Source organism: Cryobacterium sp. TMT2-14 (assembly GCF_004402465.1).
Taxonomy (GTDB): Bacteria; Actinomycetota; Actinomycetes; order Actinomycetales; family Microbacteriaceae; genus Cryobacterium; species Cryobacterium sandaracinum.
In genome coordinates, this window is sequence record NZ_SOFV01000040.1 from 120,023 (window position 1) to 143,690 (window position 23,668).

At 65.6% G+C, this 23,668-nt stretch carries 21 protein-coding genes and 1 riboswitch; of the genes, 7 read left to right on the plus strand and 14 right to left on the minus strand.

Annotation, left to right across the window (positions count from 1 at the left end):
• Window positions 1-121: 121 nt before the first annotated feature.
• The 7 genes from typA to E3O28_RS13960 form a co-directional block, all read right to left on the minus strand.
• On the minus strand, window positions 122-2,032 hold the full coding sequence (typA, locus tag E3O28_RS13930; protein WP_104100884.1) for a translational GTPase TypA: 1,911 nt from the start codon (window positions 2,030-2,032) through the stop codon (window positions 122-124).
• A 168-nt stretch (window positions 2,033-2,200) separates the two neighbouring features.
• Complete coding sequence (locus E3O28_RS13935) at window positions 2,201-2,914, minus strand: ABC transporter substrate-binding protein (RefSeq protein ID WP_134400790.1); 714 nt, start codon at window positions 2,912-2,914, stop codon at window positions 2,201-2,203.
• Window positions 2,915-3,244: 330 nt separating this feature from the next.
• Window positions 3,245-3,559 (minus strand): hypothetical protein, encoded by a 315-nt coding sequence (locus E3O28_RS13940; protein ID WP_134416486.1) that lies wholly within the window; start codon window positions 3,557-3,559, stop codon window positions 3,245-3,247.
• 11 nt (window positions 3,560-3,570) lie between these two features.
• Window positions 3,571-5,319, minus strand: coding sequence for an ABC transporter ATP-binding protein (locus E3O28_RS13945; protein WP_134342331.1), 1,749 nt, complete (start codon window positions 5,317-5,319; stop codon window positions 3,571-3,573).
• Window positions 5,316-6,263, minus strand: coding sequence for an ABC transporter permease (locus tag E3O28_RS13950; protein WP_104100880.1), 948 nt, complete (start codon window positions 6,261-6,263; stop codon window positions 5,316-5,318). The genes E3O28_RS13945 and E3O28_RS13950 overlap by 4 nt, the downstream gene beginning before the upstream one ends.
• Window positions 6,253-7,182, minus strand: coding sequence for an ABC transporter permease (locus E3O28_RS13955; RefSeq protein ID WP_104100879.1), 930 nt, complete (start codon window positions 7,180-7,182; stop codon window positions 6,253-6,255). Before E3O28_RS13955 ends, E3O28_RS13950 begins: the two co-directional genes overlap by 11 nt.
• Before the next feature lie 138 nt (window positions 7,183-7,320).
• Window positions 7,321-8,931: an ABC transporter substrate-binding protein gene (locus E3O28_RS13960; protein WP_104100878.1), complete on the minus strand. Its 1,611-nt coding sequence runs from the start codon at window positions 8,929-8,931 to the stop codon at window positions 7,321-7,323.
• Between the two features lie 230 nt (window positions 8,932-9,161).
• Between E3O28_RS13960 and E3O28_RS13965 the strand changes: the two genes are divergently transcribed.
• Both E3O28_RS13965 and E3O28_RS13970 read left to right on the plus strand, forming a co-directional pair.
• Window positions 9,162-9,548: a DUF393 domain-containing protein gene (locus E3O28_RS13965; protein ID WP_241973140.1), complete on the plus strand. Its 387-nt coding sequence runs from the start codon at window positions 9,162-9,164 to the stop codon at window positions 9,546-9,548.
• Between the two features lie 53 nt (window positions 9,549-9,601).
• Window positions 9,602-10,315, plus strand: a complete 714-nt coding sequence (locus E3O28_RS13970) for a CPBP family intramembrane glutamic endopeptidase (protein WP_134416529.1) — start codon at window positions 9,602-9,604, stop codon at window positions 10,313-10,315.
• 142 nt (window positions 10,316-10,457) lie between these two features.
• On the opposite strand, the gene gcvP is transcribed toward E3O28_RS13970, so the two are convergent.
• From gcvP to gcvT, 3 genes are read right to left on the minus strand one after another with little or no spacing between them, the layout of a single operon-like run.
• Entirely contained in the window at window positions 10,458-13,406 is a 2,949-nt protein-coding gene (gcvP, locus tag E3O28_RS13975; protein ID WP_134416490.1) for an aminomethyl-transferring glycine dehydrogenase, read from the minus strand.
• A 28-nt stretch (window positions 13,407-13,434) separates the two neighbouring features.
• Window positions 13,435-13,806: a glycine cleavage system protein GcvH gene (gcvH, locus tag E3O28_RS13980; protein ID WP_104100875.1), complete on the minus strand. Its 372-nt coding sequence runs from the start codon at window positions 13,804-13,806 to the stop codon at window positions 13,435-13,437.
• Between the two features lie 25 nt (window positions 13,807-13,831).
• Window positions 13,832-14,986, minus strand: a complete 1,155-nt coding sequence (gcvT, locus tag E3O28_RS13985; RefSeq protein WP_134416492.1) for a glycine cleavage system aminomethyltransferase GcvT — start codon at window positions 14,984-14,986, stop codon at window positions 13,832-13,834.
• Between the two features lie 183 nt (window positions 14,987-15,169).
• Window positions 15,170-15,267: riboswitch (glycine riboswitch) on the minus strand.
• Window positions 15,268-15,431: 164 nt separating this feature from the next.
• On the opposite strand from gcvT, the gene E3O28_RS13990 reads away from it, so the two are divergent.
• A complete protein-coding gene (locus E3O28_RS13990) occupies window positions 15,432-15,776 on the plus strand; it encodes a LysR family transcriptional regulator (RefSeq protein ID WP_134416494.1) in 345 nt (114 codons plus the stop codon).
• 22 nt (window positions 15,777-15,798) lie between these two features.
• Here the strand turns inward: E3O28_RS13990 and E3O28_RS13995 are convergent, their stop codons facing one another.
• The 3 genes from E3O28_RS13995 to E3O28_RS14005 form a co-directional block, all read right to left on the minus strand.
• Complete coding sequence (locus E3O28_RS13995) at window positions 15,799-17,007, minus strand: FAD-binding domain-containing protein (protein WP_198411612.1); 1,209 nt, start codon at window positions 17,005-17,007, stop codon at window positions 15,799-15,801.
• A 119-nt stretch (window positions 17,008-17,126) separates the two neighbouring features.
• Window positions 17,127-17,966 carry a bacteriorhodopsin gene (locus tag E3O28_RS14000; RefSeq protein WP_104100872.1) on the minus strand — a complete coding sequence of 280 codons (840 nt, stop codon included), beginning with the start codon at window positions 17,964-17,966 and terminating at the stop codon, window positions 17,127-17,129.
• Window positions 17,967-18,368: 402 nt separating this feature from the next.
• Window positions 18,369-18,938, minus strand: coding sequence for an HhH-GPD-type base excision DNA repair protein (locus tag E3O28_RS14005; RefSeq protein ID WP_134374718.1), 570 nt, complete (start codon window positions 18,936-18,938; stop codon window positions 18,369-18,371).
• Between the two features lie 53 nt (window positions 18,939-18,991).
• Between E3O28_RS14005 and E3O28_RS14010 the strand changes: the two genes are divergently transcribed.
• From E3O28_RS14010 to E3O28_RS14025, 4 genes are all read left to right on the plus strand, one after another.
• Window positions 18,992-19,489 (plus strand): 2'-5' RNA ligase family protein, encoded by a 498-nt coding sequence (locus E3O28_RS14010; protein WP_134374720.1) that lies wholly within the window; start codon window positions 18,992-18,994, stop codon window positions 19,487-19,489.
• Between the two features lie 105 nt (window positions 19,490-19,594).
• The gene (locus tag E3O28_RS14015) at window positions 19,595-20,275 is read left to right on the plus strand and encodes an NAD(P)-dependent alcohol dehydrogenase (protein WP_134416496.1); all 681 of its coding nucleotides are present in this window, start codon (window positions 19,595-19,597) and stop codon (window positions 20,273-20,275) included.
• Between the two features lie 1,056 nt (window positions 20,276-21,331).
• Window positions 21,332-21,898, plus strand: coding sequence for a hypothetical protein (locus E3O28_RS14020; protein WP_134416507.1), 567 nt, complete (start codon window positions 21,332-21,334; stop codon window positions 21,896-21,898).
• Window positions 21,899-22,111: 213 nt separating this feature from the next.
• Entirely contained in the window at window positions 22,112-22,843 is a 732-nt protein-coding gene (locus tag E3O28_RS14025; protein WP_134416509.1) for a hypothetical protein, read from the plus strand.
• Window positions 22,844-23,101: 258 nt separating this feature from the next.
• Here E3O28_RS14025 and E3O28_RS14030 read toward each other — a convergent pair.
• On the minus strand, window positions 23,102-23,668 hold a 567-nt coding region (locus E3O28_RS14030), incomplete at its 5' end, for an SDR family NAD(P)-dependent oxidoreductase (RefSeq protein ID WP_134416511.1).

Below are 23,668 nucleotides of genomic sequence, written 5' to 3' on the forward strand. Positions count from 1 at the left end.
CTTCGGTTCGATCGTTCACGTGCTTAAAAGCGCGAAACCGCAGGGGCAGCACTATGGAAAACCATAACCGCACCCCTACGGTTTCGCTCGTCGCGGCCGCTCAGCCGCACGGTGGCGACGGTTAGTTCGCGTCCTGCTTTTTCAGACGCGAGACGTTGCGCTGACGTGCCGAGGCGGCCAACTCGACCTTGCGGATGCGCACGACGGCCGGGGTGACCTCGACGCATTCGTCTTCACGGGCGAACTCGAGGCACTGCTCGAGCGTGAGCTGCTTGGACGGGGTCATCGACTCGAACGTGTCGGAGGTGGACTGACGCATATTGGTCAGTTTCTTCTCCTTGGTGATGTTCACGTCCATGTCGTCGGCGCGCGAGTTCTCGCCGATGACCATGCCCTCATAGACCTCTTCGGTCGGGTTGACAAAGAACGACATGCGCTCCTGCAGAGCGATGATCGCGAACGGCGTGACCACGCCGGACCGGTCGGCGACGATCGAGCCGTTGGTACGAGTGGTGATCGTGCCGGCCCAGGCCTCGTAGCCGTGGAAGATGGCGTTGGCGATACCGGTGCCGCGGGTGTCCGTGAGGAACTCGGTGCGGAATCCGATCAGGCCACGCGACGGAACGATGAATTCCATCCGGACCCAGCCGGTGCCGTGGTTCGCCATGTTCTCCATGCGTCCCTTGCGGGCGGCGAGCAGCTGGGTGATCGCGCCGAGGTACTCTTCCGGCGAGTCGATAGTGAGGTGCTCGTACGGCTCGTGAATTTTGCCTTCGACGCGCTTGACGACGACCTGCGGCTTGCCGACGGTGAGCTCAAAGCCTTCGCGTCGCATCTGCTCCACCAGGATGGCGAGGGCGAGTTCGCCTCGGCCCTGGACTTCCCAGGCATCCGGGCGACCGATATCGATAACGCGGAGCGAGACGTTGCCGACGAGCTCCTTGTCGAGACGGTCCTTGACCATGCGGGCGGTGAGCTTGTGGCCCTTGACCTTGCCGATGAGCGGCGAGGTGTTGGTGCCGATCGTCATCGAGATGGCCGGGTCGTCGACCGTGATGGTCGGCAGCGGGCGCGGGTCCTCTGGGTCGGCCAAGGTCTCACCGATGGTGATGTCGGCGAATCCGGCGACAGCGACGATGTCGCCGGGGCCGGCGCTCTCGGTTGGGTAGCGGTCGAGCGCCTTGGTGATCATGAGCTCGGTGACACGCACATTTGCGATGGTGCCGTCGTGCTTGATCCAGGCGACCGTCTGACCCTTCTTGATGGTGCCCTGGAAGATGCGCAACAGTGCGAGACGGCCGAGGAACGGCGAGGAGTCGAGGTTGGTTACCCAGGCCTGCAGCGGGTGCTGGTCGTCGTAGACCGGCGCTGGAATGTGCTCGAGGATCGCTGCGAAGAGCGGCTCGAGGTCTTCGTTGTCGGGCAGCTGGCCGTTCTCGGGACGGTTGAGGCTGGCGGACCCGTTACGGCCGGACGCGTAGACGACGGGCACGTTGAGAACCAGGTCGAGGTCGAGGTCGGGCACATCGTCGGCCATGTCGCTGGCGAGGCCGAGGAGCAGGTCCTGGCTTTCCTCGACGACCTCGTCGATGCGAGCATCGGGACGGTCAGTCTTGTTCACCAGGAGAATGACGGGCAGGTGGGCCTCGAGCGCCTTGCGCAGCACGAAGCGGGTCTGCGGCAGCGGACCCTCACTGGCGTCGACGAGAAGCACAACACCGTCGACCATGGAGAGGCCGCGCTCGACCTCACCGCCGAAGTCGGCGTGGCCGGGGGTGTCGATCACGTTGATGGTGATGGGGCCATCCTTGGCGTGGATGCCCTTGTAGGAGATCGCCGTGTTCTTGGCGAGGATGGTGATGCCTTTTTCGCGCTCGAGTTCGTTCGAGTCCATGGCGCGCTCTTCGGTGTGTGAGTGCTCGGCGAACGAGTTGGTCTGCTGGAGCATCGCGTCGACCAGCGTGGTCTTGCCGTGGTCAACGTGGGCTACGATCGCGACATTTCGGAGGTTATTGCGCGTGGCAATCGCCATGAAGTAAATCCTTACGAAGAATGGATGCCGCAAAGTACCGCATGCGACGAAGAATGGATGTGTGTGGTCAAAGTCCGACCCAACGGACAATCCTACCGCACTCTCCCCGTCCGGGGGCTGAGAGTCCCTCGGATCCCGACTCGGAGCACGAAAAACGGGGCGGAGGGCTCAAGTCCCCGTCCCGTCCTCCGTGCTGTGTTGCGGGTGTGTCCGCCACTGGGTGGCCCTGTGGTTGACGAGGCCGGACTTCACGGCGTACACGTTCGGCAGCGGCGCGATCGGGATGATGGGCACGTACGCGGCGAGGACCGTGTTGATCTCGTTGGCGATGACGATGCGCTTGTCGGTGTCGAGCTCCGTGTTGGCCACGTCGTAGCCGATTGCGTCGCCCACGTTGTCTTCATATCCCTTTTGACCCGGCATAAAGATGAAGCTGCCCTGGGTGGTGGCGTCGACGCCTACCGGCGTGTTGACCGACTCGGAGATGAGACCGCGGTTGACGGCGTGGCCGATGGCGCGCCGCAGTTCGACGTCCGCGAGCGGGCCCTTCGAGCCGTTCATGGTGACGTGGGTCCAGGTGAGGCCACCGGATGCCTGGATCTCGGCATCCGCGCGCTTCTCAGCCCTCTGGTCGGCATCGGCGTTCGACGAGATGTGGAGCAGGTCGGTTTCGGAGTTGCCGAACGACGTGGCTGCCGATGCGCCGCTGGCCGGCAGCACGCTCGTGAAGATCGACGCCCAGTCGGCGTTGATCGAGTCGAACGTGACCGTGAAATCGAATTCGGTTCCGGTGGATTCGATCGCGCTGATCTGGTCGAAGATGGCCGTGGAGGCTGGGGAATACTTCTCGTTGGTGCCGTTCATGGCCGTCCAGGTGGCCACGTAGTCCTTGTACGTGATCGGAGTGCGCTCTTCCCAGACCGCGGCCGGGTTGAGCTCGGATCAGACCAGTGTGCCGGGAACGGCGACGATCTGCGTACAACGATGCGAAACCATGAAGACTCCTCCATCGTTCCCCCCGCCGGGATACCGGGGGAAGGAACTGCTCTCGTGTGCTTGAGGGGAGAGCCTATGCCTGCGTGAAGCGACTCTGCCCCAGATGCCAGTCTGGGGCACTTTAAGACGGAAAATGTAACAGTTTTGAAACTTTGAGGGCACAATGCGCAAGAACACGATCTGTCCTGGAGCAAAGCTCAGGCGCAACCAGAAAATTCAGGCCAGCGACGACCACGCCAGCTGAACGGCCGGCCCGAGGACGAGCACGGCGCCGACCAGGAACGACCGTCGATGCCAGCGGCGCACCACTCGCTCCCCGGCGCGCTGCGGAGCCTCGTGCCGGTCCCAGAAGCCGCGGATGGCCCGGTGCGCGGACGACCCGGTGATCCGCCCGCTGGCCTCCCGCACCTGCCCGGCCGCCCGAGAGGTCTCCGGCGAAGTCGCCACCGACGACCGGACAGCGGACGGTGCACCCCAGCACACGAGGCGTTCGCCCGATCGGGTCACCACGACGACCTGGTGCCGAAGCACCCGGAACCCGGTCAGCGGCCAAACTGGAAGTTGCCACCGGGGATGGCCGCGAGCAGCTCCTGGGTGTAGGCCTCGCGAGGACTGTCGAAGACCTCGTCCGTGGACGCGGTCTCGACGATCTTGCCCTTCTGCATGACGCAGACGTTGTCGGCGACGAGCCGCACGACCGCGAGGTCATGCGTGATGAACAGGTAGGTCAGGCCCAGTTCAGTCTGCAGCTCGGTGAGCAGGTTGAGGATCTGTCCCTGCACGAGCACGTCGAGGGCGGAGACCGCCTCGTCGAGCACGAGCACGTCCGGCTTGAGCGCCAGGGCGCGCGCCACGGCGATGCGCTGGCGCTGCCCACCGGACAGTTCGCTCGGGTACCGGTACCGGGTGGCCCAGGGAAGGGAGACCTGGTCAAGCAACTCGCGCACGCGGGCCTGCCGCTCCGCGGCGTTGCCGATCTTGTGGGCCAGCAGGGGCTCCGCGATCGTGTTGCCCACGTTGTACTGCGGGTCCAGGGAACCGTACGGGTCCTGGAAGACCGGCTGAACGCGACGCCGGAACTTGAGCAGCGCCGCACCCTTGAGCCCGGCGACATCCTGGCCGTCGAATTCGATCTGCCCGCTGGTGATGCTCTCCAACTGCAGGATGAGCTTGGCCACCGTCGACTTGCCCGACCCGGATTCGCCGACGAGCGCCGTGGTGGTGCCCTTCTTGATGGCGAAGGAGACGTCGTTGACGGCCAGCAGCTCGTTGTACCTCAGACCCTTGGTGCGGATGCGGTACATCTTGGAGATGTTCTGCACCTTGATCAGGTCCTGCGTCGCCGCCGCCTGCTCCCGCTCGGCCGCACGGGCCACGAGGGTCGTGTCGAGCGATCCACCGGAGAAGATCTCCACGTCGTCCGCATCCTGGCTCTTGGCCGACTGGATGCGGCGCGACGCGAGGCTCGGAGCCGCGGCCACAAGGCGCTGGGTATAGGGATGCTGCGGGTTGGCGAGGATCTCCAGCGACGGCCCGGATTCGACGACCTTGCCCTTGTACATCACGACGAGCTGCTCGGCTCGCTCGGCCGCGAGGCCGAGGTCGTGGGTGATGAACAGCACCGAGGTGCCGTAGTCGCGGGTGAGGGTGCCGAGGTGGTCCAGGATCTGACGCTGCACCGTGACGTCGAGCGCCGAGGTGGGCTCGTCGGCGATCAGGAGCTTCGGCCGGGCGGACAGGCCGATGCCGATCAGAACACGCTGGCGCATGCCGCCGGAGAACTGGTGCGGGAACTGCTTGAGGCGGTCCTCCGCGTCGCTGAGGCCCGCCTCCTGCAGCACCTGGATGGTGCGCTGACGCGCCGCCTTGCCCTGAGCCACGTTGTTTGCCCTGATGGCCTCCTCAACCTGGAAGCCGATGTTCCAGACGGGGTTCAGGTTGCTCATCGGGTCCTGCGGCACGTAGCCGATCAGGCGACCGCGCACATCCTGCATCTGTTTGTCCGACAGCCCGGCGAGGTCGCGGCCCTCGAACAGGATCTGTCCGGCCGTAATCTTGCCGGTACCGGCGAGGAGCTTGATGATGGCCTGTGCGGTCGTGGTCTTGCCCGAGCCGGACTCCCCCACGATCGCCAGCGTCTGACCGGCATACAGGGTGAGGCTGACCCCCCGCACGGCGGGGACGAGGCCGTGCTGGGTCTGAAAACCGACCTCGAGGTCGCGGATCTGGAGCAGAGGCTCGGTGGAAACGACGGCGCTCTCGCCGATGGATTCGATGACGGTCTGGCTCATCGGCGGGCCCTCGCTTCGGGGTCGAGGGCGTCGCGCACGACGTCGCCCAGCATGAGGAACGCGAGAACGGTCACGGACAGTGCCGCCGCAGGGTAGAGCAGCACCTGCGGGTTGGTGCGGAGCGAACTCTTCGCCGCGTCGATGTCGTTACCCCAGGACATGATGCCCGGCGGGAGGCCGATGCCGAGGAACGACAGGGTGGCCTCGGCCACGATGAACGTGCCCAGCGAGACGGTGGCGATCACGATCACGGGGGCGATCGAGTTCGGCACGACGTGGCGCAGCAGAATCCGGAATTTGCTGACGCCCAGGGCGACGGACGCCGTGACGTAGTCCGAGTTGCGGGCGGAGAGTACCGCGCCGCGCATGATTCTCGCGATCTGCGGCCAAGCGAAAAGCGACAGCACGAGTGCGATGGTGACGGGGGTTCGCTCCGGCAGGACCGACATGAGCACGATCGCGCCCAGCACGGTGGGGACGGCGAAGAAGATGTCGCCGATGCGGGAGACGATTGAGTCGAGCACGCCGCCGTAGTAACCGGCGAGCGCGCCGACGATGATTCCCGTGAAGGTCACCAGGATCGTGGCAAGCAGGCCGACGGTGACCGAGGCCTGCGTGCCGAAGATGATTCGCGCGTAGATGTCGCAGCCCTGACGGGTGTAGCCGAGCGGATGTCCGTCTCCCGGACCAGCGTGGCTGTCGCCGAGGTCGCACTCGGTGGGTGACACCTGGGCGAACAGGCTCGGGAACAGGGCGACGATAACGATCAGGAGGATCAGGGCCGAAGAGATCCAGAAGGTGGGCCGCACGCGCATGGCGTCCCAGGCATCCGCCCAGGTGCTGCGGGCCTTCTGCGATTCATCGAGGCGGTCGACGACTTCGACCGGGGTTTCTTCGAGCGCGGCCACGTAGTGGGTCTGCGCGTTCGGGTTCTTATTTGGCATAACGAATCCTCGGGTCCAGAGCTGCGTAGAGGAGGTCGACGAGCAGGTTGGCCAGCACGAAGATCACGACCATCACCGCGATGAACGACACCACGGTGGGTCCTTCGCCGAGCTTGATCGCCTTATAGACGGTGCCGCCGACGCCGTTGATGTTGAAGATGCCCTCGGTGACGATGGCACCGACCATCAGTGAGCCGAGGTCGACGCCGAGGAAGGTGACGACCGGGACCAGGGAGTTGCGCAACACGTGCACGCCCACCACCCGGCGGCGGGAGAGCCCCTTTGCTGTGGCGGTGCGCACGAAATCCGCACTGAGGTTGTCGGAGACACTGGCCCGGGTGAGCCGCACAATGTAGGCGAAGGAGACGGAGGCCAGAACAAGGGCCGGCAGCAGCAGTTCACTCAGGGGAGCTTCGCTGCTCACCGTGGTGCGCGCCCAGCCGAGCTTCACCGCGAAGACGTATTGCAGCACGAAACCGATCACGAACGTGGGGACGCTGATCAGGAGGAGGCTGACCACGAGGGCGCTGGTGTCGAAGAGCTTGCCCTTGCGGAGCCCAGCGACGAGACCGACGAGGATGCCGAAGATGGCTTCTATGGCCAGCGCGAGCAGGGCCAGACGGGCGGTGATCGGGAAGGCCTTCGCCATCACGTCGCTGACCGGGCGGCCGGAGTAGGTGGTGCCAAGGTCACCCTGAAAGAAGTTGCCGATGTAGATGAAGTACTGCACGATGAATGGCTTGTCCAGGTTGTACTGGGCGCGGATCTGCTCGATCACTCCAGGAGCCGGGGGCCGATCGCCGTACAGGGCCGCGATGGGGTCTCCGGGAAGAGAGAACACCATGAAGTAGATCAGGAGTGTCGCACCGAAAAACACCGGGATCATCTGGAGCAGGCGTTTGCCGGTATACCAGATCATCAGGTCCCCAAGCCGGAACGTATGTACATGAAATTCACAATCACTGGTTGAGTCTAGTCACGTGTGGGGTCCGGGGCTGTATGCCCCGAACCCCACACGTGTTATCTGTTTACTGCTGACGAGCTGGTTGAACGAGAGCTACTCGCTCTTGGTGATGTCGGTGTACATCGGCACGGAGTCCCAGCCGAAGACGACGTTCTCGACCGACTCGGACCAGACGCCACTGACGTTGGAGTACCAGAGCGGGATCGTGGGAAGGTCGGCGAGGAGGACTTCCTGTGCTTCCTGGTACTTCGCGGTGGCGTCCTCGACGGAGGACGCGGCTGCGCCTTCCTTGAGCAGCGCGTCGAACTCTTCGCTGGTGTAGTCCTCGTAGTTCGAGCCGGCACCGGTCTGGTACAGCGGAGCGAGGAAGTTGTACAGCGACGGGTAGTCACCCTGCCAGCCGGCGCGGGTTCCACCGGTCAGCTTGTCGGCGGAACGGTCGTCGAGCGCCGCAGCGAACGTCGGGTACGGCTTGCCGATGGCTTCGATGCCCAACGTGTTCTTGATGCTGTTGGTCACCGCGTCGACCCAGGCGGCATGGCCGCCGTCGGAGTTGTAGGCGAGGTCGAACGTGCCGGTGTAAGGTGCGATCGCGTCGGCTTCGGCCCACTTGGCCTTGGCTTCTTTCGGGTTGTATTCGAGGACTTCGGCACCCTTGAGGGAATCGGAGTAACCGTCGATGACCGGCGAAGTGAAGTCGGTCGCAGGGGTGCGCGTGCCCTGGAAGATGACGTCCGTGATTTCCTTGCGGTCGATCGACATCGAGATGGCGGCGCGTCGCAGCTTGCCCTCCTCACCACTCCAGTGCTCGAGGTAGTACGGCATGTTGAAGCCCTGGAAGATGGCGGCCGGCTGGTTCACGAAGCGGTCCGGGAAGTCCGACTCGTAGGACTCGAACGCGGCGTCCGGGACGGCGTCGAGCACGTCGAGGTTGCCACCCTGGACATCCGCGTACGCGGCGTCCATCGAGGCGTAGAAGACGATGTTCAGGCCACCATTGGCGGGCTTGCGCACGCCGTCGTACTCGGGGTTGGTGACGAGGTCGATTCCGACCTCGTGCTCCCAGGCGCCCTCTTTGGCCAGCATGTACGGGCCGTTGCCGATCGGGTTCTCGCCGAAGGCTTCCATGTCCTCATACGCGGCGGAGGGCAGCGGCATGAACGCCGTGTAGCCCAGGCGCAGCGGCCAGTCGGCCTCGGGCGAGGCCAGCTCGACCGTGAAGGTGGATTCGTCGACAACCTTCAGACCGGTCAGTTCGGCGTCAGCGTCGTAGCTGAAGCCGGCGATGTTGTCAAAGAAGTAAGAGGCGCTCTGAGCGTTGCTGAACTTCGCTCCGAAGTTCCAGGCGTCCACGAAGGAGTCAGCCGTGACGGCCTCGCCGTCGGTGAACTCCCAGCCGTCGTTGAGCGTGACGGTCCAGTTCTGGGCGTCGTCGGACTCGATCGACTTGGCGACCTCGTTCTCGATCTCGCCTTTGGCGTTGTACGAGACGAGCCCGGCGAAGATCGAGGTGGTGATCTTGCCGCCTCCGGTCTCGGTGGTGTTCGTCGGGACCAGCGGGTTCTGCGGCTCGGATCCGTTCGTGGTGATGATCGCCGCGGTGTCACTCTCTGCCGGGGCGTCTCCACTGGCGCAACCGGAGAGCACGAGGGCTCCCGCGGCAGCCAAGGCGATGGCAGGTATGCCCAGTCTCCTGATTTTCAATTTTCCTCCAGTGCACAGGGAAATGCCGCGTGACCCTCGGGCGAGCAGACATCTCGGATATACCGACCTTAAAGAGTGGGCGCGGACTTCGCATAATCTATTGGGGAAACGTTACAGATGCGAAACAAACTGCGCAGGATAGTTGCGCCACAGCAGGTTCTTGCGCGCAATCCGCCCACCGAATTCAGCAACCTGCACGTTCCGAGCAGTGGGAAGATGGGAGGATGATTGTGACCGCCCACGCACGCCCTCCGCTGTTGATCTTCGACGGCGACTGCGCGTTCTGCACGACCTCCGTGAACACCATGAAGCGTCTGATTCCCGGCATGCCGGCTTCCGCTCCCTACCAGTGGACCGACCTGGCCTCCTATGCGCTGACGACAAAGGATGCCCAGTCCCGGGTTTGGCTGATCGTCGACGACCACCGGTTCGGCGGCGCCGCGGCCGTGGCCGCCCTGCTTCGGCACCAGCCGAATGTGCTCATGCGCGTCTTGGGCTGGCTCGGCACCGTGCCGCCGTGGTCGTGGGCGGCCGAAGTGGGCTACCGGCTCGTGGCGCGGTACCGCCACCGGCTGCCCGGGGGAACACCGGCCTGCCGGATGAAGCCGGGCGCGTGACTCTGCGCGGCAATCGAACCGGGCTCCGCTGGGAGGTGGGGATCGTCCTCGGAATGTCGCTCGGGGCATCCGCGCTCTACTCGATCATTTCGATCATCGCCCGGCTGACCGACGCCCGGCCGCTCTCGGAGCAGTCGGCGACCCTGAACGGGTCGCAGTCGCCGCGGGAATGGCTCGACTTCAGCTATCAGTTCCTCGGCATCTTCTTCGCCCTGTTCGCCGTGGCCCTGGTGCTCTACCTGCTGTGGCTGCCGGGGCAGAGTCCGTTCCGGCGGCTGGGCTTCGACTTCACGCAGCCGGGGCGCGACCTAATGCGCGGTTTCGGGCTGGTGCTCGTGATCGGTATCCCCGGACTGGGGCTCTACCTCGCCGGGCGGTCCCTCGGCTTCACCGTGGCGATCGTGCCGTCGCCGCTCGACACGTTCTGGTGGACGATCCCGATCCTGGTGCTCTCGGCGTTGCGCTCGGCACTGGTCGAGGAGCTGATTGTGGTCGGCTACCTGTTTACCCGGCTGCGCGAGCTGGGTTGGTCCACCTGGACCATCATCGTGTCCTCGGCGCTTTTGCGCGGCAGCTACCATCTCTACCAGGGCATCGGGCCGTTCTTCGGCAATGCGGCCATGGGGGTGCTGTTCGGCTGGTGCTATCTGCGTTGGGGACGCACGATGCCGCTCGTGATTGCGCACTGGATCCTCGACATCGTCTCCTTCGTCGGGTACCCGCTCGCCCTCACCTGGTGGCCGGGGCTCCTCGCCCCCGCTGCCTGACCTGCCGGCCGACCTGACCTGCCTGACCTGCCGGCCGGCCGGCCTGCGAATTCGACGGAGATTTTGGCTCTCCTGCTTCATCCGTGGGTTAAACCCGGCCGGACAGGCAAAATCTCCGTCGAATTCGTTAGGGAGTGGCGGTCTACTCGAAGGCCTCGGGGGGCGGGCAGGCGCAGACGAGGTTGCGGTCACCGAAGGCGTTGTCGATGCGGCGCACCGGCGGCCAGTACTTGCCACGGATGAGACTGCGCACCGGGTAGACCGCGGTCTCACGGTCGTAGGCGTGCGTCCACTCCCCCTCGATCACCGACTGTGCGGTGTGCGGGGCATTGTGCAGCGGGTTGTCCTCGGCAGGCCAGCGGCCGGCGGCTACGGCATCCGCTTCGGCCTTAATCGCGATCATGGCCTCGACGAACCGGTCGATCTCGCCCAGGTCTTCACTCTCGGTGGGCTCGATCATGAGCGTACCGGACACCGGAAAGCTCATGGTCGGCGCGTGGAAGCCGTAGTCGACGAGTCGCTTGGCCACATCATCGACGCTGACCCCGGTGGCCTCGGTGAGCGGGCGTAGATCGAGGATGCACTCATGTGCGACCAAGCCGTTGTCACCGGAATACAGCACCGGGTAGTGAGCCTCGAGGCGCTTGGCCACATAGTTGGCCGCGAGAACCGCGGCGCCGGTGGCCGCGTGCAGACCCTCGGCCCCCATCATGCGCACATAGGCCCAGGAGATCGGTAAAATGCTCGGGCTGCCGTACGGCGCCGCCGAGACCGGCCCGCCGGAGTGCACGACCGTGCCGCCCACTGTGCCGCCGACCGTGCCGCCACTTTCATCGACACCGCCGTCGACCGCCGCCGCATCGCCGGAGGCGAGGAGGTAGTGCTCGTCGCTCTGAGCGAGGGGATGCCCCGGCAGGAACGGAGCGAGGTGCGCCTTGGCCCCGACCGGACCGACGCCCGGCCCGCCGCCGCCGTGCGGGATGCAGAACGTCTTGTGCAGGTTCAGGTGCGACACGTCGCCGCCGAAGTCGCCGTAACGGGCGAAACCGAGCAGGGCGTTCAGGTTGGCGCCGTCGACGTAGACCTGGCCGCCGGCGTCGTGCACGGCCGTGCAGATGGCGCCGACCTCGTGCTCGTAGACGCCGTGCGTCGACGGGTAGGTGATCATCAACGCGGCGAGGTTCTCGGCGTGCTTCGCGATCTTGGCGCGCAGGTCGTCCAGGTCGACGTTGCCAAGCTCGTCGCAGGCGACGACGACGACCTTCATGCCGGCCAGCACGGCGGATGCCGCGTTGGTGCCGTGCGCGCTGGACGGGATCAGGCAAACCGTGCGCTGGGTATCCCCGGTGGAGAGGTGGTAGCCGCGGATCGCGAGGAGCCCGGCGAGTTCACCCTGGCTGCCGGCGTTGGGCTGGAGGGACACGGAGTCGTAGCCGGTGACATCCGTCAGCCAGGATTCGAGCTGCCGGATCAGTTCCAGGTAGCCCTCGATGTCGGCACGCGGCGCGAACGGGTGCAGCCCGCCGAACTCGGGCCAGCTGACGGCCTCCATCTCGGTGGCCGCGTTCAGCTTCATGGTGCAGGAGCCGAGCGGGATCATGCCGCGGTCGAGCGCGTAGTCGAAGTCGGCGAGGCGCTTGAGATAGCGCATCATGCTCGTCTCCGAGCGGTGCGTGTTGAACACCGGGTGGGTGAGGAACTCGCTGGTGCGATGAAGTTCGGGCGGAAGGCCGGCCTCGACCATACTGAAGTCCACCAGGCCGAAGGCATCCCGCCCGCCGAACGCGCCGACGACCAGGGCGAGATCCGCGAGAGTCGTCGTCTCGTCGACGGCGATGCCGACGGTGTCCGCGTCGACCAGGTAGAGGTTGACCCCGCTGGCGGAGGCGGCCCGGGCGATCTCGGCGGCGCGGCCCGGAACGGAGGCACGGACCGTGTCGAAGAACGTCGCGGTGACAACGTCGACACCGGCGGCGAGGAGAGCGACGACGAGTTGCCCGGCGCGCTCGTGCACCTGGGCGGCGATCTTCCGCAGGCCGTCGGGCCCGTGGTAGACCGCGTACATGCCGGCCATCACGGCCAGCAGCACCTGGGCGGTGCAGATGTTCGAGGTGGCCTTGTCCCGACGGATGTGCTGCTCACGCACTTGCAGCGACAGGCGGTAGGCCGGGTGGCCGGCCGCGTCAACGCTGACGCCGACCAGGCGGCCGGGAAGCTGACGCTCGAGGCCACTGCGCACGGCCATGTAACCCGCGTGCGGACCGCCGAAGCCCATCGGCACGCCGAAGCGCTGGCTGGTGCCCACGGCCACGTCGGCGCCGAGCTCGCCGGGCGAGGTGATCAGGGTCAGGGCGAGCAGGTCGGCGGCGACGACGACGAGCGCCCCCTGCGCCTGGGCGGCGGCGATAACGCCGGCCGGGTTCCAGACCCGGCCGGATGCGCCGGGGTACTGCACGAAGAGACCGAAGTACTCGCCGAGGTCCTCAGCGGACCCAGCCAGGTCGACCTCCACGAGGTCGATCCCGACGGCGGCCGCGCGATTGCCCAGCAAGGCCTTCGTCTGCGGCAGCGCGTCGGCGTCGACGAGGAAACGGGTCGACTTCGACTTCGACGCCCGACGGGTGAGGAGCATGCCCTCCACCACGGCGGTCGACTCGTCGAGCATGGACGCGTTGGCCGTGGAGAGTCCGGTCAGGTCGGCGATCATGGTCTGGAAGTTGATCAGCGCTTCAAGACGGCCCTGGGAGATTTCGGGTTGGTACGGAGTGTAGGCCGTGTACCAGCTGGGATTCTCGAACACATTGCGCTTGATCACGGCCGGGGTGACGGTGTCGTAGTAGCCGAGACCAATCATGGACCGCTTCACGGTGTTGCGGCCGGCGAGGTCCCGCAACTCCGCGATGGCCTCCCGCTCGGTGGCGGCGGGCGGCAGGGTGCTATCACCGATGGTGCGGAACTGGTCCACCTGGATCGATTCGGGCACGGCCGCGTTGACGAGGGCGTCGACCGAGTCGTAACCGAGGATCGACAGCATGCGGGACTGCGCGTCGGCATCCGTGCCGATGTGGCGCTGAGTGAAGGGCTGTGACATGTGTGCGGAACCTGGCTTTTCGTTTTCGTTACTCGCCGATGAGGGCGGAGTAGTCGGCGTAACTGAGGAGCGGAGGCAACTCCGCGAACGTGACCTTGAGCAGCCAGCCGGCGCCGAACGGGTCGCTGTTGACGAGCTCGGGGCTCTCGACGACGGCGTCGTTGGTCTCGGCGACGGTGCCCGTGACAGGGGCGAAGAGCTCGCCGACCGACTTGGTGGACTCGATCTCGCCGACGACGGTGCCGCCGGCGACATCGCTGCCGACGGCTGGCAACTCGACGAAGACGACGTCGCCGAGCTTGTCGGCGGCGTAGGCGGTGATGCCGACGGTGGCGGTGTCGCCGTCGACGAGAACCCACTCGTGCTCGGCGGTGTACTGGAGTTCAGACTGTTCGGCCATGGGGGTGTTCCTCTCGAGGGGTGGACTATTTCTGACGCTTGTAGAACGGAAGGGCGGTCACAGTTGCGGGGATGCGGGTGCCGCGCACATCGACGAAGACCTGGGTGCCGAGTCGCGCCAGGCCGGGAGCCACGTAGGCCATGGCGATCGGATGTCCGAGCGTCGGCGACAGCGCCCCGCTCGTGATCACGCCGTCGGCCACGGTCGCGTCGGCACTGCGATATACCGGGTAGTCGGCGCGCCCGGCACGCTTGCCGGCAGATTCCAGTCCCACGAGTACGCGCGCCTCCGCGCTGGGACCCTCTTCGCTGGCCTCGCGGCCGATGAAATCGACCTCCTTGGCGAGGTTCACAACGCGGCCGAGTCCGGCCTGCGCCGGGTAGGTCGAGGTGCTCAGTTCGTGGCCGTAGAGCGGCATGCCGGCCTCGAGACGGAGGGTGTCGCGGCTGGCGAGCCCCGCCGGCACGAGGTGGAAAGAGGCGCCCGCCGCGCGGAGCGCGTCCCAGAGCGCCGCGGCATCCGGCACGTCGACATAGAGTTCGAAGCCGTCTTCACCGGTGTAGCCGGTGCGGGCAATGAGAACGCGGCCGGCCTGGAAGGTACCACCCAGGGCGCGGTAGTACTTCAGCGCTGACAGGTCGCCGTCGACCGTGAGGTCCGCCGTGGCCTCGAGGATGGCGCGCGAATTAGGCCCCTGCACGGCGATCAGGGCGACGTCGTCGCTCTGATCGGTGACGGTGACGTCGAAGCGGGTGGCCCGGGCCGTGAGCGCCTGGACCGCCGGGAAACGGTTGCCCGCGTTGGCGATGACGAGGTACTCGTTCTCGGCCGTGCGGTAGACGACGATGTCGTCGATGATGCCGCCGGCACGGTTGAGGATGAGGCTGTACTTGGCCTGCAGCAGGTCGACCGTGGAGAGTTGGCCGGCGAGGGCATAGTCGAGGAACGCTCCGGCGTCCGGCCCGGCCACCAGGATCTCGGCCATGTGCGAGAGGTCGAAAATGCCCGCGCTGGTGCGCACGGCGTGGTGCTCGGCGAGATCGCTCGAGTAGCGCACCGGCATCTGCCACCCGGCGAAGTCCGTGAAACTGGCGCCGGCATCCACGTGCGCCAGGTGCAGCGGGGAGAACCGCTCCACCGTGGGGGTTGAATCGGTGTGGGCTTCAGTGTCCGAGGTCATGAGTTCTCCAGGTTGTCGCCGGCCGGGGGCCGAGCAAGAATCTCCGGGGCGCGATCGATCGATCGTACCCCTGGGAACTCCCCCTCTGTCGTCAGGCCTGAGAGCTTCACCGCAGCCGTTGGTCGGGCGCGATTTTCACCGTGGGCGAGCCGCTGTCGAGCCGCGACTACTTTTCAGAGTGGCCAGTTCGATGCGGTACGAGTACCTGAGAGATTGTCGGGGAGGATTGCTCCTTCGGTGTTCGACTGCCTGAGGGCGCCGAACTCTCCCGCATCGACCTTGATGGCCCTATATTCACTTGAGGGTGTGCGCTCCGAGCCTAGCGCGTGCGGGCCCGGCAGCGCGGTGCGGCCGCTTCCGTTGCCTCCCGGCGACACCTCCAGCGGGAACGCGTACCCTTGTCACTTCGCCCGCGATTCGTGCGGCCCACACAGAAAGGCGTTCCGTGGACATCACACTCCTCCGGCATTTCATCGCCGTCGCCGAGGAGTTGCACTTCCCGCGCGCCGCGATGAACCTCAATATCTCCACCCCGAAATTGCGCTCCTCGATCGCAAAACTCGAGGCGAACATCGGCGTCGTGCTCATCGACCGAACCACGGAGACCACCCGGCTGACCGCGGCGGGCAACCTATTTCTCACGGGTGCCCGCACCGAGCTGGCCGCCTCGGGTGAGTCCTGGAAGCCGCCGCTTCCGGCGGGCGGAAAGGCCAAGGCGGCGAAGGGCAAGGGCCGCGCGCCCGAGGTGAAGGGCCAGCCGCGTCCCGGCAAGCGCCGCCAGGGCCGCTAGCCCGCACGCTCGACTTCGGACTCTAGACGCCGGCCGAGGCACGGCGCCAGGCCGAGAAACTGGCCACCGATCCGCTATGCGGCGGCACCAGCCACGGCCACGGATGCAGCGCGGCCGCGCCCTCCGCGTACCGCGCAAAGCTGGGTACCGGTGCAAACGTGACTGCTGCGTCGAGGTCCGGAACGATCACTCGCGGGTCACCCAGGTACACGACCACCTCGCGACGCCGGGCCAGATCCTGAAGGGTTTCCACGGTGAAGATCAGTCTTTTGCTTGAGAGCCGCAGCCTGGCCAGGGCCGGCTCGTCGAAGACGAAGGCGGCCGGGAGTGCGGGATGCGCCGCAAGGGCCGGATCGGCGTCGCCCAGGGAATCCACCGTCAGCAGCACCGACCGGGGTGCGCGGCGGCGCACGACGTCGGTAGGCCCCTGCGTGTCGGACAGGTGCGGATCGTGCGTGAGGTTCGCCGGCGCATCCGTCACCGGCACTGGCGCTGCCCCCACCGGAAACTGCTCGATCGGGCAGGCCCGGGCGAGCGGACAGTCCCGGCAGAGCTGCGGCGCTCGTTTCTCAACCTGCCAGCGGGCGAAGCCGTAGGCGGAGCCGGTGCCGGCACCCACGGTCCACTGCCAGCCCAGGAGGTTGGCAGCGCGGGAGCCGTCGAGCAGGTGCCGGTAGAATTCCTCCTGGCCGGCATGCCACCCCGCGCCAGACCGGACCGTGTACTGGGAGGCCAGCCACATCCGGGTCTGGTTGACCAGCCAGCCGTCGGTTTCCAGTTCCGACACGACCGAGTCGATGCAGTGCATCCGGTTCGGCCAGGCCTGGGGTTCGAATTCTCCGGCCCAGGGTGCCGCAAAGCGCAGGTTTCGGTGCAGGGCCACACCCACACGCGCATAGAGATGTCGGGCGTATTCCTGCCAGAGCAACTCGTCCCGGAATTTGCGGGTATCTCGGGCAGGTCCGTCTGCGACGTGCTCCCAAGCCCGGCTAAGCGGCACCAGGGAGTGCCGAATGTACGGTGATAGCCGGGATGCCCCGCGATCGATTTCCGGCAGCACCTGGCTGCGCCTGGCCGCATAGCCCGCGACCGAGAATGCCGCTAGGGCACGGTCGGCGCTGGTCTGGCCACCCCGGATGCTCGGGCTCGCCCGCACCTCGTCGTCGACCAGGTGGTGCAGATGGCGCCGCACCACGGCATCCGCGGTTCCGTCATTCAGAGCGATGAGCACACCTGATTTTAGACCCTGCCTGAGGGGCAGCAGAAAGCGAAACGGGCCTGGGCCGGTCACGATCAAAATGATCGCGATCGGCCCAGGCCCGCTGGCGGTGAGCAGGTGGCCGGGTAGGCCTACTTGTTCCGCACGTGCACCGGGGCGGCGATCTCCTCGGCCTCATCGACCGATAGTTCGAGGTGTGCGAACGCCGGATCATCCGCGAACGATTTCATCCGCGCGATCCGGTAGATGATCAGACCGTAGAGGGCCTTGGCGAGGATGTCGGCGACCGAGTATCCGATCTGCTTGCCGACCCAGGCATCCGAGCCGTCGATACCAAGCATGGGCAGTAGGTAGGCGATCGGGTAGACACCCCAGGTCAGCAGCAGAAGCAGACGCAGCTGGCTGATCGTGCGGCGCACACTCCGCGGCTGGCGGTCGAGGGACTTGGTCAGTTCGATGAACAGAACATAGAGGATGTATGCGAACGGGATGGTGGAGAGCAGACCGAAGATTCCGCGCACCCCGTTGTCCCCGCTGAGCTCGCCGGGGTACCCGAGGATGATCATCAGGGCCGAAGCCGGAATGAGCCGGTACAGGAGACTGGTCTGCACCTTGCGGGCCAGGGCGAGAACCGCGATCAGTTCGAGCAGCAGCAGGGGAACCGTGAGCAGCCAGTCGACGTAGCGGTAGCCCTCATTGAAGGACTCCCCGGCGACCTGCACATAGTTGCCCGCCCCGCCGATGGCCTCGGTGACGAAGGCCGCCTTGAAGGAGTCGAAAATGCGGAAGTAGTGGTAGGCGGCAATCGCACAGACGATGGCCGCGACGGTCATCGCCTGACGGTACCGGGGCAGGACCCGCTTGAGCGAGATGATGATGAAGATCGACGTGAACAGCTGTGACGCGATGACGAGCGAGAACACGTTGTAGACGGTGTCGTATTGAATCTGGGTGAGGGAATCGGGAATCACGTTGTCCTCCGAATAAGCGAGAAAGAACAGGAAAGAGCCGTGCTGTAGAGCTTTGCTGTGTTTATTGATTGATCAGTCATTTAACTGCCTAGCTGACTGCTGTCTAAAAATTTAGTACGAGTTTCCTGAATCTTTGCATAGAGTATGCCCCCAGTCAAAAGGTCAATAGCAGGAAGACAGATGACGGCCCCTCGGAGCACGGAAGAGCGGGGTTCTCCGGCAGGGGGTCGGCCGATCCGGTACGCGCCACGTCGGTGAACACCCCTCGCCTGACAGCGTGGTGCTTGAGCAGGTGGTTGCGGATGGCGCGCAGCCGCTACACGCTCGGTGACCTGGTCGACACCAGGCCGGCCGCGCCCAAGCCGATGAAGATGGCCGTGCGAATCAGCAGACGCACCATGACTACCCCTTCTTGACCGCGGCCTTTGCCGCGCGCTTGGTTTCCCGCACCCGGGTCAGCGATTCGGGGTCGACAATGTCGGCGACGGACCGGAACGAGCCGTTCTCGCCATAGGGCTCGGAGGCCTCGCGCCAGCCCTCCGCGACGAGCCCCTGACGCTTGCCGAGCAGGGCAAGGAAGATCTTCGCCTTCTGCTCGCCGAATCCCGGGAGCGCTTTCAGGCGCCGCAGGATCTCGGCGCCGTCCGGGGAGTCGGCGGTCCACAGGGCGGACGCATCACCCCTCCAGTCTGAGGCGATCACACCCGCGAGGGTCTGCGTGCGAGCGGCCATCGAGCCCGGATAGCGGTGCACGGCCGGCGTGGCCCGGAACACCTCGACGAGTGCGTCGGCGTCGAAGCCGGCGATGGTCGCCGGATTGAGCGTGCCGATCCGGTCGCGGATCTTGGCCGGACCGGCGAACGCGGTCTCCATCGCGATCTGCTGATCCAGCAGCATCCCGAGGAGGAGCGCGAAGGGGTCATCACTGAGCAGGGCGTCGGCGGCGTCGTCGCCGGTGAGGTACAGAATCATGCGCCCATTGTGCCACCGGCGGCGCGCCGGCGGGACTCCCCTAGACTCGGCGGATGTCCCGCCTCGTCGTCGTCCTCCCGCTCACGGCGCTCAGCACCGGCGACAGCTTCCCGGTGTCGGAATGGCCATTGCACATCACCGTGCTGCCCCCTTTTCACACGGATGTCGCGGCATCCGTCATCGCGGATGTCATTTCCGGCGTCGTCGCCGCCACGGCATCCGGCCGCACCGCCCTCACGGCGGTCGCGGGTGCCGACGCGCTCTTCGGCCGGCGCGAGGACGTGCCGGTGACGCTCGTCGGGGACGATCCACGCCTGACCCGATTGCACCGCGCCCTCATCGAGGCTGTGCGGCCGCTTGCCTCCATCCCCGACGAGCCCGCGTTCACGGGTCCCGGCTTCCGGGCCCACATCACGATCAAGAACGGCGCCCGGGTGCACGAGGGCCAGCGGCTCGCTCTCACCCAGATCGCCCTCGTGGACATGGCGCCCCGATCGGCGGCGAGCGGCCGCACGGTGCTCGCCACGTTCCCGTTGCCAACTGCCGTGTGAGCGCAGTCACCCGGTCGGGTGCAGCGGGTCTGTGCGCCGAGTTCGACGACTGCAAGCGAGTTCGGCGCCTCTGCCGGGCAGGTTGCCGGGTGGGAGGCGATCGCGATGCTCGGCAGCCGATTCGGCGGGCACGCGGAATACGTCTGCATCCCGCAGGATGGCGCGATCACGGCGAAGCCACGGAACATGACCTTCACGGATGCCGTGACTCTCGTCTCCGGCGGGACCACCGCCCATGCTTTTTTCAGTCGCACCGCGATCAAATTGGGCAGCACCGTGCTCGTGAACGGCGCATCCGGTGCCGTGTGCACGGCGGCGGTGCAGCTCGCCAAGCAGATGGGCGCGCGAGTCACCGGTGTGTGCAGCGGCGCCAACCGCGAGCTGGTCACCGCGCTCGGCGCCGACCGGGTGATCGACTATACAACGGAGGATTTCCTGCTCGAGGGGCAAACCTACGACGTCATCATGGATTGCGTCGGGAACGCCTCCTTTGAACGCGCTGCGGCGTGCCTCACTCCGGGCGGCGCCCTGTTGCTCGTCGTTTCCGATCTCCGGGGGCTGCCTCTGGCCGCTTGGCACACCAGGAGGAGCGGGAGTAGGGTCGTCGCGGGCAACATCGACAGCACCGCGGATGCCCTCGCGCACCCAGTCGACCTTGCCGAGTCGGGTCTGTTCCTGGCGGTCATCGATTGGACGTACGACCTGACCGACATCGCTCTGGCGCACCGTTTCGTCGAGGCCGGCCATAAGAGAGGCAACGTCATCCTGTGCGTCGCGGGCGGTTGAGGGGGCGGAAGGTTGAGGGGGCGGAAGGTTGAGGGGGCGGAAGCAGTCGCTCTGGTCCGTGAGCGTCGGGTTACGCGGTTTTGAGTTCATCGAGCGTGGCCCCGATCCCGATTCTGTTGCTCGTCCGCGGAGAAGTCGAGGTGTCGGCCGAGGGATCTCCCCGTTCCCTGCAACACGATTTGCTGAAGCGGGGAGCCCCGCGCGGTGGCTAATTCAGGAGAATTGTCCGGCCCGCGGCGGTATTTACATTGAAAGACCAGTCTGGGGGCATCCCCGGGCGACAGATCTCCTGATTTAGCCACACCCCACCGTGCCGGCTCCGTCGAGCGAGGCCTACCGCGAATTCTCACGCGCCGGATGCCCCGCTGAGAGCGCTGGCAGCGGAGTTCGCCGGCTGCGGTCGAGATCGCCCCACAACACCAGGGGGACTCGACCGGACCTGTCGATCTCGGCGACCGCGACCGCGGGCACGGTCGATCGACACGCCACACGCAACGCGCTGGACGTTGAAGCGGAGCTCCACCGCATCACCGCACGAAAACGCATTACGACTACCAGATAACTCAGCCGGCCAAGCCAAGGAAGACCATCACGACTCGCTCGAGTGCAACGAGCTTCGCCATCGCAACTGGTGCCGGAACGGACAACTGCGCCCCGTGCACCGGCCACAATTGTCCGAAACGGAAACAGTTGCGGCCGGAACTCGGCTAGACGTTGAAGCGGAACTTCACCACGTTCCGTCACCGAAAGACATGGCCCCGCCCACGAAGGCCGCCGACACGTAATCTGTGCAACGATGTCCCGACTGCAGTCAGATCCAAGGCGACATCGGGGGAAGTCCGACCGTTCACGGGGTGCCAAATAAGTTCGGCAAAGCGCTGGCAGGTCTGTTTCTGATTGCAGGTTCTGATTGCAGGTCTGTTTCTGACCGGATGTTCCGGCCCACCGGGTCCCGTCCTCGGCGGCGAAAGCCCGACGGCAACAGCAACGCCGACGGCGACAGCAACGGCAACGCCGGGCCGCACTGAAGCGGCGCGTCCGTCAGCTCCGGCCCCTGTGACGGACCTCCTCATCACTGCAACGTCGATCGAACTTCGAGACGCGTCCGGCACGACCCTGTCCACGTTCGATTATTTTCAACCTGCCGGCGAGTTGGTTGCCGGTCTGTCCACGGCTTTCGGAAGCGCACCTACCTCAGAGCACTTCGAGGGCGGCAGTGAGGTGCCTCCGGGAACCAATTACATCTGGGGCGATATCCTGCCTACGGGCTCTGAGTCGCCTACTCCATGGGACGGCGATTTCGTCCTCGTGGATGGTGTGCCAGGCGGGACGTCACCACATGAACCGAACACCTGGGTGAAGGTTTCCTCGTCCGCCGTGAACGGTGTTCAGATCAGCACCGTCGACGGAATCGCTGTTGGAGATGATGCCGCCGAGATCGCGGCACGACACCCCGACACCGCGCGCCCACAAGGCAGCAGACGCGACATCTTCGTTGGTCTCGTGCCGCTCCCACCCTTGGACTCCCTGTCAGAACTGACGTTTTCAGTCTGGCTCATCGCCGCCGACCCACTCGGCCCTATCACCGAATTCCGCTCTCCCTCACCTAACTGGGGCGTGTGAGGTTTTCACTCTTGGTGAGAGGACACAGTATCTCGCGGTGAGGCTCCGGGAGCCAGAGACTCTGTACGAGACGTTCCGGCCACTGCGAGTGACCACTTCTGGGGGAGCGTGAATGAACGGAGGCTATGCCCCGGAGCCCTGAATCGACCGAAGCCGCGCGGGGAACAAGCAGGCTCCGACCAACCCCAACATCACAACCTGGAGGACTTTGTAATGCGCCGACCGCTGGCTCTGACCGTCATTGCGGCCGCCGCTTTGCTCATTCTTGCCGCATGCAGCACCGACCAGGTCGAAGGCGATGTCGCCGCATCGTCACCGACCCCGGTCGCGACCGCCACGGTAACACCCGAACCGGAACCCACTCCATCGGCGACACCTGCCGCGCTGCCGGCAACCATAATCATCGGCGCCGAAGCCACCGATATCGTCACAGCCGACGGCACGGTCCTCGCATCGCTGAACTATCAGAGCGATGGGGATGCAGCTGTGGCCGTACTCAGGGGCCTTCTCGGCGAGCCGACGTCAGAATCGGTGGAGGAGTCCTCCCATTACCCAAGGGCCGAACTCACGGAATGGGACGGCTTCACGATTGGGGTGAACCGTCCTGACGCAGACTTCAATCCGCGGCCGGGCCCGTACAACCCCGCCTTTCAGGTCAGGGCATCCGGAACCATGGCCACCAACGGTGTCGCCATTGAGGATGTCAACGGCAACCAGACCGGGCAGGACTTCGAGTCAACTGCTGACGGCAAGCCTGCCGATCAAGTGCATTTTGACGAAACCTTCGGGATCGACTCTGTCACCCTCGACATGCCGTCGTCATTCTCAGGCGCGATTCCGGATTACGGACTGCCAATGACCTACGGCGTGATCGGTTTCACCGGCCGAGACACCGGCATCATCGAAAAAATCCTCGCCCCCACCGACTTGTTCTCGCTAACATAGCCGCGCCCTCAAACGTCGGGACGAGCTGGATCAACTCACCTTCCTCGTCCTCGACGCACGCCACAGACATGACGTTGTGTCCCACTTCCCGCACCAGGTCGGACGGATACAGACTCTCGACCGTTGTCATGCCCAACCCGGAGCGGGCTACACGTTGAAGCGAAATCCACGGAGTGGCATCGCGGAGCAACCTTTAGAGCCACGTTTCGCGCCCTCCTGGCTGTCTCCGCATCGTCGCTGCCAGCAGCGTAGTGCCCCCTACTCTCTGCCTTCCTCAAGCGGGATGAGCATCGTTCGAAATGGTCCGGCAACGGCGTGGAGGTCCCAAATCCGATCGGCGACGCCGTCGATGCCGTTGGCAAGCTGAAGCTGAGGAATGCCTCCCGGAATCACGAGTTGGCTGACACGGACTCCCTCACCCTCGAGCGCGTCGTGGAGCATCTCGCCGTAGGCGCTCTCGGCCGGGAAGGCGACCGATGTACCTGCGAAGTCAGCGCGGGCCTTCACCGAGGTTCCGCCGTTGATCATGATGATGCTGCCGCTTCCTGCCTGCCGCATTGCTGGGAGCACCGTACGCACCGCGTGGATGAGCCCGAGGGTCGAGAACTGCAGGGCCTCTAGCGCCAGCTCGGGAGTCATCTCAAGCACCGGCTTCAGGTAGTCGCGCGATGGGAGCGGACTGTACTGCAGCGCGGTGATGGGCCCGAGCTCTGCCGCGGCACGCTTAAGGGCAGCTTCGAGCGACGCCGGCGTGCGGACATCAGCAGGGTAAGCACTCGCGGTGAAGCCGGCAGCGGTGAGCTCGGCTGCCATAGCGTCTAGTTT

Bases quoted from the DNA above. Each gene is read 5' to 3' on its own strand.
- gcvH (WP_104100875.1), bottom strand. From the start codon at position 13,806: ATGGCCGAACAGTCTGAACTCCAGTACACCGCCGAGCACGAGTGGGTT.
- E3O28_RS14010 (WP_134374720.1), top strand. From the start codon at position 18,992: ATGTCCCGCCTCGTCGTCGTCCTCCCGCTCACGGCGCTCAGCACCGGC.
- E3O28_RS14005 (WP_134374718.1), bottom strand. From the start codon at position 18,938: ATGATTCTGTACCTCACCGGCGACGACGCCGCCGACGCCCTGCTCAGT.
- gcvT (WP_134416492.1), bottom strand. From the start codon at position 14,986: ATGACCTCGGACACTGAAGCCCACACCGATTCAACCCCCACGGTGGAG.
- E3O28_RS14025 (WP_134416509.1), top strand. From the start codon at position 22,112: ATGCGCCGACCGCTGGCTCTGACCGTCATTGCGGCCGCCGCTTTGCTC.
- typA (WP_104100884.1), bottom strand. From the start codon at position 2,032: ATGGCGATTGCCACGCGCAATAACCTCCGAAATGTCGCGATCGTAGCC.
- E3O28_RS14015 (WP_134416496.1), top strand. From the start codon at position 19,595: ATGCTCGGCAGCCGATTCGGCGGGCACGCGGAATACGTCTGCATCCCG.
- gcvP (WP_134416490.1), bottom strand. From the start codon at position 13,406: ATGTCACAGCCCTTCACTCAGCGCCACATCGGCACGGATGCCGACGCG.
- E3O28_RS13945 (WP_134342331.1), bottom strand. From the start codon at position 5,319: ATGAGCCAGACCGTCATCGAATCCATCGGCGAGAGCGCCGTCGTTTCC.
- E3O28_RS13970 (WP_134416529.1), top strand. From the start codon at position 9,602: ATGTCGCTCGGGGCATCCGCGCTCTACTCGATCATTTCGATCATCGCC.
- E3O28_RS13950 (WP_104100880.1), bottom strand. From the start codon at position 6,263: ATGCCAAATAAGAACCCGAACGCGCAGACCCACTACGTGGCCGCGCTC.
- E3O28_RS13955 (WP_104100879.1), bottom strand. From the start codon at position 7,182: ATGATCTGGTATACCGGCAAACGCCTGCTCCAGATGATCCCGGTGTTT.